At 34.2% G+C, this 13,906-nt stretch carries 12 protein-coding genes; 4 read left to right on the top strand and 8 right to left on the bottom strand.

Annotation, left to right across the window (positions count from 1 at the left end; all coding sequences use genetic code 11):
- Positions 1 to 72: 72 nt before the first annotated feature.
- Entirely contained in the window at positions 73 to 669 is a 597-nt protein-coding gene (locus tag K1I56_RS07950; RefSeq protein WP_223325713.1) for a rhomboid family intramembrane serine protease, read from the bottom strand.
- A gap of 310 nt (positions 670 to 979) precedes the next feature.
- Between K1I56_RS07950 and K1I56_RS07955 the strand changes: the two genes are divergently transcribed.
- On the top strand, positions 980 to 1,183 hold the full coding sequence (locus K1I56_RS07955; protein WP_009732209.1) for a CsbD family protein: 204 nt from the start codon (positions 980 to 982) through the stop codon (positions 1,181 to 1,183).
- Between the two features lie 348 nt (positions 1,184 to 1,531).
- On the opposite strand, the gene K1I56_RS07960 is transcribed toward K1I56_RS07955, so the two are convergent.
- On the bottom strand, positions 1,532 to 2,479 hold the full coding sequence (locus K1I56_RS07960; RefSeq protein ID WP_049518049.1) for an AEC family transporter: 948 nt from the start codon (positions 2,477 to 2,479) through the stop codon (positions 1,532 to 1,534).
- An 83-nt stretch (positions 2,480 to 2,562) separates the two neighbouring features.
- The gene (locus K1I56_RS07965; protein ID WP_223325714.1) at positions 2,563 to 4,188 is read right to left on the bottom strand and encodes a malolactic enzyme; all 1,626 of its coding nucleotides are present in this window, start codon (positions 4,186 to 4,188) and stop codon (positions 2,563 to 2,565) included.
- A gap of 360 nt (positions 4,189 to 4,548) precedes the next feature.
- On the opposite strand from K1I56_RS07965, the gene K1I56_RS07970 reads away from it, so the two are divergent.
- Both K1I56_RS07970 and K1I56_RS07975 read left to right on the top strand, forming a co-directional pair.
- On the top strand, positions 4,549 to 4,899 hold the full coding sequence (locus K1I56_RS07970) for a helix-turn-helix domain-containing protein (RefSeq protein ID WP_223325720.1): 351 nt from the start codon (positions 4,549 to 4,551) through the stop codon (positions 4,897 to 4,899).
- Between the two features lie 121 nt (positions 4,900 to 5,020).
- Positions 5,021 to 5,899, top strand: a complete 879-nt coding sequence (locus tag K1I56_RS07975; protein ID WP_223325715.1) for a LysR family transcriptional regulator — start codon at positions 5,021 to 5,023, stop codon at positions 5,897 to 5,899.
- A 670-nt stretch (positions 5,900 to 6,569) separates the two neighbouring features.
- Here the strand turns inward: K1I56_RS07975 and K1I56_RS07980 are convergent.
- From K1I56_RS07980 to pezA, 5 genes are read right to left on the bottom strand one after another with little or no spacing between them, the layout of a single operon-like run.
- Positions 6,570 to 7,160 (bottom strand): hypothetical protein, encoded by a 591-nt coding sequence (locus K1I56_RS07980; RefSeq protein WP_003010116.1) that lies wholly within the window; start codon positions 7,158 to 7,160, stop codon positions 6,570 to 6,572.
- Between the two features lie 46 nt (positions 7,161 to 7,206).
- On the bottom strand, positions 7,207 to 9,129 hold the full coding sequence (locus K1I56_RS07985) for an ATP-dependent helicase (protein WP_003010115.1): 1,923 nt from the start codon (positions 9,127 to 9,129) through the stop codon (positions 7,207 to 7,209).
- A complete protein-coding gene (locus tag K1I56_RS07990; protein ID WP_003010113.1) occupies positions 9,111 to 11,150 on the bottom strand; it encodes an ATP-dependent nuclease in 2,040 nt (679 codons plus the stop codon). Before K1I56_RS07990 ends, K1I56_RS07985 begins: the two co-directional genes overlap by 19 nt.
- Positions 11,140 to 11,925 (bottom strand): type II toxin-antitoxin system toxin PezT, encoded by a 786-nt coding sequence (pezT, locus tag K1I56_RS07995; RefSeq protein ID WP_223325716.1) that lies wholly within the window; start codon positions 11,923 to 11,925, stop codon positions 11,140 to 11,142. Before pezT ends, K1I56_RS07990 begins: the two co-directional genes overlap by 11 nt.
- On the bottom strand, positions 11,925 to 12,401 hold the full coding sequence (gene pezA, locus K1I56_RS08000) for a type II toxin-antitoxin system antitoxin PezA (protein WP_046165028.1): 477 nt from the start codon (positions 12,399 to 12,401) through the stop codon (positions 11,925 to 11,927). Before pezA ends, pezT begins: the two co-directional genes overlap by 1 nt.
- Positions 12,402 to 12,645: 244 nt before the next feature.
- Here pezA and K1I56_RS08005 point away from each other — a divergent pair, with 244 nt between their 5' ends.
- Positions 12,646 to 13,887, top strand: coding sequence for a hypothetical protein (locus K1I56_RS08005; protein WP_023919378.1), 1,242 nt, complete (start codon positions 12,646 to 12,648; stop codon positions 13,885 to 13,887).
- The last annotated feature ends 19 nt before the right edge of the window (positions 13,888 to 13,906 follow it).

Here is a 13,906-nt window from a genome sequence, read left to right on the forward strand (position 1 = left end):
ATATAGAATATTATACGGCGCAGTGATGGAAGAGTCAAGGAAGCAGGATGAAAATCTCGCTTAAGAGCCAGCTTAATAGTTACTTCTCCCCTTCAAGCTGTTACTTCCAATAAAGACCAATAGATAACTGGCAATCCCTGAAAGGTGCAGCCAAGTCGAGATCCAGCCGGTGATGGCCGGTAAGAGCATGAGGCCAGATAGAAAAACTAAGAATAGATAAAACAGTTTTACGGAGAGTGAATACTCTTTCCACATATTTGGTAGGATCAGGACTCCTCCCGTTACAAAGGCATATCCTACAGCAGAGATCCCTGTTGCCTGAATGTCCTGCCCTTGCATTAAAAGGTGAAAAACGATGGAAGAGAGAGCTGCCGCCGTCACAAAAACAAGCAAGACATGTTTGGAGCCTCTTTTCCTTTCCAGTAGTCCGCCAAAAGGTAGAATCATGAGCCCATTTAAAAATAGATGTACCCATAAAAACCAGAGGGGGGCTCCTTTACTTCCATGCATCAAGGTTCCACTCATATACTGCCAATAATAAACCGGTTTTGAATGAAAGGCCAATAGGTCGTACATAGCATCCCCATAAAAGGAAGTCAACAGGCCGAGCAACAAACAAGTTAAAGACAAAGTACTGACAACGGGGTAGGTTTTGAGGATTCTTTTCATGTTTCTCTTCTCTTTTTCAAAAAATAGCGTTACGATGTATCCATTCACGACCATTATACCATTTATTTTATTGGAGACAGAAAAGTTTTTGGCTTCTTTCGTTATCTTTGCTGGAAATCCTGAAAGTCGTGACCTATTAGTCGATCAATATTCAGACCTCATCCCTATTATTAGAATGCCGGAGCGGATATTTGACTTTCCATTTCAGAGGGTATATACTTATATTAATCTGAACTAAACAGTTTTAATTTTTTAAATGAACTGTCTTCAATTCAGATTAAAAAACTATTTACTTAACGGAGGTGGCGCTATGTCATTAGAAGATAAATTAAACCAAGTTAAAGGTTCTGTTAAGGAAGGTCTCGGTAAAGTAACCGGCGACACAAAAACAGAAGCTGAAGGCGTTGCTGAAAAAGTTGCATCAAAAGCTAAAGAAGTTGCTGAAGATGCAAAAGAAGCTGTTGAAGGAGCTATCAAGGGCGTGAAGAATATCCTTCACAAAGACGATAAATAATCCTTAAAGTTCTAAAACCACCCTATTTTCTACAGTCCTATTTGACTAGGGAAGATAGGGTGGTTTTTTGTTTATTTCTAATTCAGTTCCGGTATACAAAAAGAACACCCCGAAAGGTGTTCTTTGTAAGTATAGTCATTCTTTCGAATAACGTTTACTAAATTGTGATACTTTACGAGCTTTTTTCAATCCTAGTTTGAAAAGTCTGGCTTTTAGGACTTTCCAAAAGCGCTTGATAGGAAACATCCGAAGAGTTTCTGCCGATTTTGATTTCAAGAAATAGGAATAGATGTATTTAAAATAGTGAAATTTCTTAACGCAAAACTTTAAATCCTATCCTCTTCCTTCTTATCCTAATAAAGTTTGTAATATTGGAATAACAACGATAAATAGAACCGTACTTAGAGTCACTACATTCGTTGAAAACTCAACATCACCTTTTCCTTGATTGGCAAGAATAGGAAGAACCGCTAGAGCAGGTGTTGCTGATTGGATCATAAAGGTCCTAAATTCTGGTGCTACCATATTTGGAGAGAAGAATTTCAAAACTAGGAGCATGATGACCGGTGCAAGGATAAAACGACCAACCAGTGTGATAATGGTATCCTTATCAAAGCGAATCGTCTTAAGTCCTGCCTTCGCTAGAACGATACCAATATAGACAAGTGATAATGGCGTTGTTAAACTACCAATATAGGTCAAGGTACTTTCCGCAAAACTTGGAACAGGAAGACGGAGCACTAAAAAGGCGAGGGCTACGAGAAATCCTAATAAAGGAGCAGGGAAGAGCTTCTTCCAATTAAATTTTTGAGCCTGTTTTGAAGCCCCTTCTTTACTATCAGACGTCATCAGATAGACACCTAATGTCCAAGTAGATACTGTATTTGTAATATAATACACTAAGAAATAAGGAAGGGCTTGATTTCCAAACAGAGCGATATTTAAAGGCAAACCAATAAATATGGTATTGGCATTGACAAAGGTATTAATCATGGTTCCTCGGCGTCCTGGGCGCACTCTAAAAACTTTCACCGCGATAAAGGCCGCTAGGTAACCAAGAATGAAGGCGATAAACGTATAGAGCAAACCGCCAGACAAGCTAATCAGCTTATCTAAAGTCAAATATTTAAGAACAGAGGTGAAAATTGCAACGGGCATGGCCACATTCATAATAAGTTTAGACAAGTCATTTCCGAAACTCTCTTGGAACCAACCGCGGACTTGCAAGAAATAACCAAGAATGATGATGACGATAATGGGTACAATACTCTGAATTGACGTTATAAAGATTTCCATAGTCTCCCTTTCTATATAATAGGACATACAGCAAAAGGCGTACGAGGCATCCAGCCGCACTCGTACACCCCAATTAAATTTACTTATTTATACTCTGGATACCACTTCAAATCACGAACTGCTTTGGCCATATCTGTTTCCTTAGCGCGTGCAAGACCTTGCTCTTGCGCTTTTTTAGCGACTGCTTCTGCTACTTTAATAGAAACTTCTGCTACATACTTGAACGGTGGCAAGACAGGAGCTCCTGGTTGGCCTGGATTGACAATACCACTCAATGAATGAGCCGCTGCTCCAATCATTTCATCAGTCAAAAGACTTGCTTCAGAAGCCAGCATACCTAGACCAAGACCTGGGTAAATCAAGGCATTATTGGCTTGACCAATCACATAGTCGACACCTTTATAAGAAACTGTATCAGCAGGAATTCCTGTTGCGACAAAAGCTTTACCATCTGACCATTCAATCAAATCTTTGGCACTAGCTTCTGCTAGTTTGGTTGGATTTGACAAAGGGAAAATCATCGGACGTTCTGTATTTTCACACATAGCTTCTACTATTTCTTTAGTGAAGGTATTAGGTTGTGTTGAAGTTCCTACAAGAATGGTTGGCTTCACAGTTTTCACTACTTCAAGCAGGTCAGTCAACTTGTCTGCGTTACTAAAATCAGCACGTTTCTTAGCAAACGGTTTTTGTTCAGGGGTTAGGTCATCCATGTCATCAAAGAGAAGACCTTGTTTATCAACCATAAAGAAACGTTTATAGGCTTCTTCTTCAGAAAGACCTTCACTCACCATTTCACGAAGAACACGAGAAGCAATTCCTGCACCCGCAGTACCACCACCATAGCAGAGATAAACTTGATCTGTTAATTTTTCACCACTAATATCCAGTGAACCAAAGATACCACCTAGGGTAACGATTCCTGTACCTTGAATATCATCATTAAAAGTTGGAATTTGTTTCCGGTATTTTTCAAGGATGTTGGCAGCATTCAAGCGGCCGAAGTCTTCCCAGTGAAGGTAGAGTTTAGGAAAGAGACGTTCTGCTGTTTGAACAAATTGGTCAATAAAGTCGTAGTAACGATCTCCGCGAACCCGTTCGTGACGATTTCCTAAGTAATTAGGATTGTTACGAAGTTCTTCACGGTTAGTCCCTGCATCGATAACTAAAGGAAGGACCATAGAAGGATCGATTCCAGCAGCACCCGTATAGACCATCAATTTCCCGACAGAAATATCGACACCATTTGTTCCCCAGTCACCGATTCCAAGGATTCCTTCTGCATCTGTTACAACAATGAGACGAATCTCGTGATCCCCAGCAGCATTTTTCAAAGTGGCTTCAATATTTTCAGGATGATTGATATCAAGATATCCCGCATATTGGGGATCTACAAAGAGGTCACTATAGCCTTCAATGGTATCTGCAATGGTTGGATCGTATACAATTGGATTGAATTCCTCCAAATGTTGAGAAAAGAGGTAATAGAAAAGAGTCCGGTTGGTATTAAAAATTTCCATTAGGAAAAGACGCTTTTCCAAATCATTGGCTTTTGTTTGCATTTGCGCATAAGTTTGCGCTGCTTGTTCTTCAATCGTTTGAACATACGGTGGCAGTAAACCAATAAGACCTAGTTCCTTTCGCTCCTCTAAGGTAAAGGCAGTACCTTTATTGAGGAAAGGGTTGTTTAAAATATCATGTGCAGTCATAGTGCAACCTCCTTTTTATTTCTATTATACCACTTAAAATGAATTGTTCGGAAAACTTTGTTGTTTAAAAAATACGATTGTATCCGCATATGTTATAATGAGTCTACGAGAACAATTTTCTAATAAGCTCTTTTATACTTAAAACACTATTATTGATGATACTTCAAGTTGTTATATTTTATAAAGTTCTGAAGTCATGAAACTCTCGATGAGCACTCTTTACTAAAAGTTTTCAAGTATAGCAAAATAATCATACAAATTGGCAATCCTAATTAAAATTAATATCATATAAGTTTATTAAACAATACTTTGTACTTTTTAATGTGTTTTTTTGTCATGCAAAACTTGTATTCTATTTATATGACAAATAAAAACTATTTACAACACTATATTTCCCAAAAAGTGAAATATTTTCGAACACAAAACAAAATGAGCCAGGAAGAACTTTCGGAACTAGCGGGACTTGGGCTTAAGTATATCAACCAACTCGAAAACCAAAATGTGAATCTGACCATTCACAGTCTTGAAAAAGTGATTGACGCCCTAGAGATGACCCCAGAGGAATTTTTCAATTTTGATAGTCTTGAATCAACCTCTGATAAGACTGACAGTCTTTCACTCAAAAGAATCAACATGAAGATTAAACAGCTCCCTATTGATAAACGAGAAAAGATGTTGGTCATTTTTGAAAGTATCTTAGATAATCTTTGAGATTCCTGACTCACTTACATTTTAACCAGCGAATACTCGTATAGTCAAATTGTAGGATTCGGATAAAATTTATTTATCTGGTGATTTCCAATTTTTCTCCAATTAATGAAAGTGAGCCCATATGAATTTAAAAGATCTACAATATTTTTATGACCTCTGCCAGCTTCAATCCTATACGGAAGTAGCAAAACAACACAAAGTCAGCCAACCATCTATTTCTTATGCCATCAAGCGCTTAGAAGAATCTTTTAATTGCAAATTGATTCACCATGATCCTTCACATCGTTCCTTTAAACTCACTCCTCAAGGGCAAATCCTTCTAAAGCATACAGAAAAGATCTTACCTGAGCTTATTTCTACTCGCAAAGAAATTAATCGCTCCTTGGCACAATACTCTACTGTAGGATTCCCTCCTATTATCATTCAATATCTCTTTGCTGCCTTAAACGAAAAAGATAAATTCGATTTTTTAAAAAAGGTACGCCCTATCCGCGGTGGCTCCGTAGAGTTATTAAATCTTCTCCTCAAGGGAGACCTTGATGCAAGCCTACTCGGCTTGATTGAACCACTCAATCATCCTTCAATAGAGACACATGAACTCTTTCATAAAGAACTGTATGTCGTTTTATCTAAGAACCATCCTCTTGCTACTGCTGCTTCCCTCACTTTTGAAGATTTAGTAGATCAATCCTTTATACTTTTAGACGAACACTTTGTTCACCTGAAAGCTTTTGAACTACTTAATCTAAAGTATCAAAACAAGGCAGAAATATTCTTTAAGAGTGACGACATTGTCATCATTAAAGAACTTTTAAAGAAAGGGATTGGCGTTAGTTTACTGGCTGATATCGCACTTTCTGATGAAGATGATGATTTAATAAAAATCCCTCTAATACCGGAGGACCAGATAACATTTACAGTTTATTACGCTTATCTCAAATCAGCTACACTGTCATCAGAAGTAGAAGCCTTATTTAATCTCATTAGATCATATGAATAGAAAAAAACTCTAACTATCAACTACCTGATAGCTAGAGTTTTTTACATTATAGGTCTTAGACTAAAGCGTGAAGAAATAGGATATGATCGTCGAATTTTTCATTTACCTGATACCCTTCAAGGAGATTCCTAATTATAAATCTACAAGATGTCAATAAAAAGAACACCCCGAAAGGTGCTCTGTGTAAGTATAGTCATTCTTTCGAATGAATGTTTTGAGTGCAGTGGTTGCCATCCAATTAAACATCGCTTCGCTTGTTTTCCTGGGGCAACTGTGCATAGCATATCTCTATGCGACTAAAGTCGCTAGAGCTATCCTAATTGCGCACCGCCAGTTCTCAAACAAAAAAACACCTTGCAAGTTGCAAAGTGTTTTCGTTTGTATTGTGCTGTCCAGCAACGAATTAACGTTTAGAGAACTGGCTAGCTTTACGAGCTTTCTTAAGACCTGGTTGGAAACACTTTTATTTGAATAAGTTTCAATATCCGCTTAAAATCAATGTTTTCCCACGTTTTCAGAAAGAATAATTTCATCTAATTTGAATATATTTCATTTGAATGGTGTGAATTTTACCCTAAAAATACACAAATTGAGCTAGATTTTACCAAAAAGTTCACACCATTTGAATTGTTATTGTTTTGTACATTTGATATACGGAGTGCATTATAAATTATCTCAAATATCTCTCAATATACTCTACGAAGATAAAAGGTTCTATATCTTTATAAGCGAGACCTTTAGATAGAGTAAGGCATTGTTTTGCTGTGCCTTTTCCTGGTCGATGGTAAAACGTTCTAATCCCTTGAAGGAATATTCCAAAACGCGAATGACGTTCCGAGGTTGTCATCTCATCTAAATATTTGTCAACAGCTAAAGCGAATACATTTCCATAATACCTATCATCGTCAAATCTTGTTCTAGCCATATAATCTTGAATGTCATAGAGCATAGATTTCATATTTCGATAATTGGGTGCTCCCACCAATGCTCGACTAGCTCTATTTATACCATCAACATAACTGTAAGCATCATTTAATTGACCAAAATCCCAAAACCTTTTAGAATCAAAATACTTATACTCCATATCTAGTTGTGATTTTAATATTCTTAAAATGGACAGTGCTGTACTGTCATCTTTATTTTTTATTGCCACATAAGCTTCTTCTACTCCAGTATTATAAAAATCAATATGTTGATTGATTTCATAGCCTAAAATTCCTGTAATATCAAATTCAAGTAAATCATTTTCCAATGTAATCATAATTGCTCCTTCAACTTTCAGTTCAACAATTGTTAAAGTTTATTTACTAATCAACTAATGACAGAACATCAACAATATCACTCTGTTCAAAATAATCTTTAGCTTTTTCAAGAATCTGTTGGTCATTACATGGCATATAAACAATTAAGTTTTTCATTGCTCTAGTGATTGTAACATAAAATAGTTTCTTAGTTCTGTTTTGAACCTTCTCATTAGATGAACCTTTACCAAATATAGAATTAAAATTATATTGATTCCATCTTCCATTATCTAACAAAACTAAGACATTCTCATATTCACTGCCTTTAACCTTATGCTGAGTTATGACAGATACATATTCTCTAAGATAAGCAATACTATTTACATATTCTTGAAATGGTAATTTCTCAAGGCGTAACCATAAATAATAGCCCTTATTTTCTATAAAATTAGTAAATAAGTCGTCCTTTGAAATTAATCCAGTTCTCTCTGCAAGTTTTATGACTTTTCCAATTGTAATATCATTATCAGAGATTTCTTCCATAATTTTAGATAGATTAATTTTATCAGCGGACGAAGTTATTTTAAAGCAAGTAATACGCAAAAATTCGTTATGCTTACCTATTTTATATAGTTCTATTAGTTCAAAGATTAGATCTAATCTTTGAAGAATCCTATCTCTATCTGTACCCGCCTCATATCTACTACTTAAACCATTAAATTTATAGGCCAATAAAGAATCTTTATTAACTTTACTCTTACTAATCACTTCTTCAAATGAAAATGTCTTAATTTCTTCGTAAATGGCTAAAAGTTCTGGAATAGATTTGACAATATCAATTATTAATGGACCACCCTTTCTAACAACAATTTGAGCTTCTTCTACTAATTCTTCAAAAGTTTTTCCTTTATCAACTAACTCACTTGCATTAAATTTTTTCTTCATATCTGTAATTAATTTCACAAGCAAATCAGAACTATACAATTCAAATAGTTTAGAAAACCCAGCCGTTTCTGCATTAAGTTTGTGTGTTAATCGCAATTCCTTTGTTTTCTGTGGTATATCAAACTCTAATTCTTTAAATAGTTCGCTATTTCTAAGATCTTCAAGGTGGGTAATACCATCACCATAAATGAATTTCACCGTTCCTTCAATTACATTACCATTATTCATGTTTGGAGCCGCTACATCACTAGAAGGAATCTGAACTAATCCATCGCTTCTAAATTTATTTGCTAAATTAATAACTTTTCGTGGATTACGTCTATTTTGATTTTTTTGTATTTTTTCAAGACCATAGGAATCTATGTTTCCCACTCCTGAGTCATAGATAGCCTGCATTGAATCTCCAAAAAAACCTACAATATTATCTCTAGTACTCTTTCTGAGATGCTCTAATAAAATTTTTACAACTAAGGGACTCGTATCTTGATACTCGTCAACAAAAATATAGTTTGCAGTATCCTTTAAAATATCACTCAACTTCTTATATTTAGAAAACATTTTTTCAGCAACTATAAGAACATGGTCATGACTTATTTGAACTTTATTTTGCTCAGTTATGCTCATAGAATACCATTCAGTATATTCAACACGAACACTATCAAAGTAATCAAGCGAAATAAGTTCCTCACCTAATACTTCCTTTGGAGCAACGAATAGAATTTGTTCATCATCATTTATTAACTCAACAAGACATTCTTTAATCTCTTTTTGGAAATTTTTAATGACATGCCATATAAAATCGTGAATAGTTGAAACCCGTAAATTATCATTAATGATTCTAGATCTAATCTCTGCAACAGCATTGTTAGTATAAGTAATGCATACAATCGATTTTTTTGGTTCTTCCATAGATATTTTTTCAATAATGGAAATTAATGAATAAGTTTTCCCACTCCCAGCACCACCCTCAAGGATAAAATTTTGACCTTGTTTTATTACTTCAAATACTTTTTCTACCTCTGGTTCTACTGTTTTCTCAACCATAATAATCCCTCCGAAATATATTTAGGTACTTTCCAAGTATTTTCTTCACCTTCAAAATATAATAAACTTGATGCAAATGCAGATTTTTTGTTTACTTTATCCCTAGCAAATTTATAGAAATCTTCTATTTCACTATCATCAAAGTCTTTTAAAGCTTCAAATTGAATAAAACCAGCTTTTTGATCAATAATGAATTGTTTATTTAAACTGATAAAAGCATCCTCAAAACTAGCAGGCTGATAACCATTTTCATCTTCGGGAATTTGATATGCAATACGAATTCTACCATCTGATGTTATTTTTTCTGCCAAACTCTTTTGAGCTACTATTGAAAAAACTTCATCTCCAGAAATATCAAAAAAATTTTTAATTGAAGCATTTGTCGTAGAGGTAGCATCTACTGCTGAGCAAGAAGTTAAGCGATTATTTTCATTTTTATTTGCTGGATCAATATCCGTAATTATCAATACTTTTATTCCTAAAAAATCAAATAACTTCCTAAACACTTGTGAATGGGCACCTGTTTCAATGATTGAAATATTTTGAGAAAGCAATGGCATTGTATTAGAAGCTTGATTTATTGGATTGGTTGTATCTACCTTTTGCATCATCGTAGGAATTAAAATCCTTTCTGTATCACCTTCAACACAAATGACTTTATCAGCAAAAAATAATTCACTACTATTGAGAGTAAGGTACTGCTTTACAAATTTATATCCTAGTTGTTCATCACCATATTCTTCTTTCAATGAATTAAAAGCCTTTGATACTGCTGTACCGTTATCACGTTTAAAATAAATTAGATCATCAAAGTTACAATCAGAAACTATATGAGAGGAATGAGTTGTAATTAAAGTTTGAATACAACTAAAATCTCCACTTTCTTTTAGTTCATCATTGTGTTCCTTTAGCAAATCTTTAATATTCTTGATAAAAATATACTGTAATTGTGGATGTGTATGTGATTCTGGTTCTTCAATATATATTAGGTTAATATCAGCAGGTTCGCTTTTTATATCTGCCATTAAAGTTTCAATTTCAAAAATAATTCCATATAAATTTAAATATCCCAAACCATTATATGTTTCAGGTAATAGACTATCGTCATGCTTATAATACAATGTCGTATTATTGCTTAAAATATCTTTCTCAGATAGTGATGAATGAATTGCTAATTCTGCTTCACTATCATTTCCACCAAATCTTTTGACGCGTTCAAAGACTGAAGTAAAAATTCCTTCGACGCTATCATCACCACTATATGCTCTGGTTAAAGTTTCATCTGCCTTTAAAATAGCAGATTGCAGTAAATTATTTGCTTTACTGTTAATTTCTTCGCCATTATTTAATTTATAAAATCGATTTGATGTCTTAGATAATGAATGGTTATTTTCTTTATTAGATACTTCTCGACTAGCACTAATCCCTCTTACTTTAATAATTTTATGAACATCTTTCATTTCATGTAAATCAGACTTTTCTTCTGTCATTGCTTGAGTAATAGGATTATATCCACGTGAATAAATCTGTATTTCGAAAAATTTATTCAGATTTTTCTTCATAAATGATTCAAATTTTGAAAAATCATCTGCAAAATCACAAGTCAAACTACTTATCTCGCGAAGCTTTTGAGTAGGAATTATATACGAAAATTCAAGAATAATAAAATTATTTTCGGGATTTAAATCCATCATAAATCCTTGGATATTTTGATAAGAATCTAATTCTGAGTATTGAATCCAAATTTGAAGATTAATCCCTAAAATAGACGATAATTCCGAATCAGGAATATCAGAGACTCTCTTTATATTCTCAAAGATTTCCCTCCTATGATTTAAATTAATATCTTCCCATACCAAATTGCGATTGGAATTTTTATTGAATATTTTTTCTAACACAGATAAAACCGAAGTCTTGCCACAATTGTTTTTACCCACAATTAAGGATAAATCATTTTTTAACTCTAAAGAAAAATCGTTTAATGAACGATAATGTTGAATATAGATTTTTTTAATTTCCATCAATTATCCCTTTTTTCATTTCCATTAATTCTCTCAACCGTTCCTGCCCCATCTTAAACATCTCTTCCTCCACCTTACTCCATTTTCCGAAGAGGCATTCTTGTAGAATTTCTGCTGCTGAGGTTTGATCTACTTGCGAATCATAAACGCACGATTGATCTCTTTGATAAATTTGAATTTGTCTAAAAAGCTGATCCTTTTCCAACTCCCGTAAATTCTCAACCAAATTTTCTACAATTCCATCATGGTGTGCTTTAGGAGTTGCTCTGGCTTGACTAGGATTTATAGCATAGAGCTCTTCATAACGTATCAAAGTGCTGAGATAGGACAATTCAGGCTTGGTCGCAATCAGTGCAAGTGAGACTTGGTAACCTCTAGTTGCCAATAATTGGGCCGTTTTTCTAGGAACTTCTGTTGTTCTCAAGGTGCCCTCGATTAACAAATGATAACCTTGTTTACTCAATTCATCTACGAGATATTCAACCATTTGTCCCGCGAATACTTTGGTATAATCCACACTATCTTTTCCATACTTTTCCTGTAAGCCAAGGTAGTTCGGATGAAAAGAGCGATAACTATCTCCATCAATGATAATGATATTACCTTGAAATTCCCTTTGTTTAATACGATGAATCGTTGTTTTCCCAGCACCACTCTGTCCACCTAGCAAGATAGCCTTGGGCTGAGACGAAGTTGTTTTACCACGAGTTAAAGAACGAACGAGTCGTCTGGATGCTCGTTCAAAATCATCTTGACTAAATTCTTCTAGTTTCATTAAGCCACCACCAGATGAGTAGCTTGTTCTAGCATCCGTTCAATGCCATCCAAATAGCCATTATATCGCTCTACTTCATCAAAAGTCCCCACAAGATAAATCTTCGTGTTCAGCAAATCAGACAAATCATCGCTCATTAGAACCCAAGGATTAGAAGTATCATCAAATGCAATTCCTTGTTCATCTTGAAAACGATAAAGTTGCGCTAAGATATTCGCCCCTCGTTCTTTAATCACTTCAATTTTCAGAGTGAGCTGGTAATCTTCCACTGGCGTGAGCATCTTTTCCTCTCCTACAATATCGATATAGGAAACATTAAATTTCTGGCAGATACGATCTATTAATTCTGTCGAAATTGAACTTGTTCCATTTTCATAACGACTTAGGCTATTTCGAGAGATACCAACAATCTTTGCGAACTCAGGCTGGGTTAGATCATGTGTTTTACGTAACGCTTTAATATTTTCTCCGATCATGAAGGTCCTCCTTTTATTTATTTCTATTATAGCACAAAATTTAGAAACGCACCAAAAATGGTGCGTTGTTATGGCTGAGAGATAAAATGTCACACATTCAATTATTGAAGAAAAAATCACTATAAGGCTGTTCAAAAGTCTTTGAGAGTATAAAAAATAAGAAAGCTACAATTGAAAACATATTAGAGATAGGAATCTATGGTATACTAGTGATAATAAATAGTTATCGGTAGGAGAATGATTGATGAGTAATAAAACATGCTTTGTAGTCATGGGATATGGGGTTAAAAAAATTCCTGGAACTTTAGTCAAACTGAATTTAGACGATGTTTATTTTAAGTTTATAAAGCCTGTATTATCTCGAAATCATTTAAAATCAGTCTACTCCACACAAGCATATCGAGGAGATGAAGTTCCAACTTCATTAGCTATTAATAAAAACTTCATAACATCTATTTTTTTAGCTGATATTGTGATTGCTGATATAAGCACTTTAAATCAAAATGCAATTTATGAGTTGGGACTTCGGCATGCAATGAGGCCAAAATCTACAATTATACTTTGTGAAGAACTAACTATTAGCAAATACCCATTTTTTGATATTTCAATGAATCCTCAATTAAGATATCATAGAAAGAAAATAGTATCGGATGAAAACTATAGAAAATCTCTGCAAGATGAATTAGAAGATATATTAATTTCTTGCCTAGAATCCAATACCGATTATATTGATAGTCCTGTATTTGATTTCAATTTGTATAAGATTAAACCATTAGTTCAATTAGATAAAAATGTACATGTAGCAGGAGCATCTATAAGGACAATGATTGAAAAAGCTGAAAATTTGAAGGAAAATATGCTGTTTAAAGAAGCCGAAAATCAGTACCTTCAAGTTTTAAACTTATCCTTTGATGAAGATATACTTTCTCAATATCTATTATGTAGCTATAAAAAAGATTTGTCCCTAGAAAATTTGCTTTTAACCTTATCATACGTTAATGAGAACATAGATTTAGCTACATCGACAAACGAAAACTTACTGGGTATTGTTGCAGCAATAAATAAACAAATATTTGGCCTAACTAAAGAATGCAAATTTTTAGAACAAGCTAGAAGATATTACAAAAATGGCTCAAACTTTGAAAGTGGGAATCTTTATTGTGCTAGAAACTACTGTGCACTTTTGTTAAAACAATATTGTATATCAAAAGATATTGAATCAATAAAAGAGTATTACTACTCTGCTGTTCATTTTGCTAAAACTTGCTTAACAGAATTACAATTTCTCAAACGAGAAGAAACTGATCTTGACAATACTTGGTATAATGAAAACATTAAAGATTTGACCCTAATTGCATTTGGTACTGATGAATCAATTATTGAATTTAAGCCTGTTACAAAAAGGCAAGAAGAGACGGTAAGCTCAGGTCGTAAAGAGCTAAAGCATGATTATCATGAAACTCTAAAAATAATTAAAGGGAAATGAGCAATTTTGCTCACTTCCC

It is taken from the genome of Streptococcus parasanguinis, assembly GCF_019929185.1.
GTDB lineage: Bacteria > Bacillota > Bacilli > Lactobacillales > Streptococcaceae > Streptococcus > Streptococcus parasanguinis_O.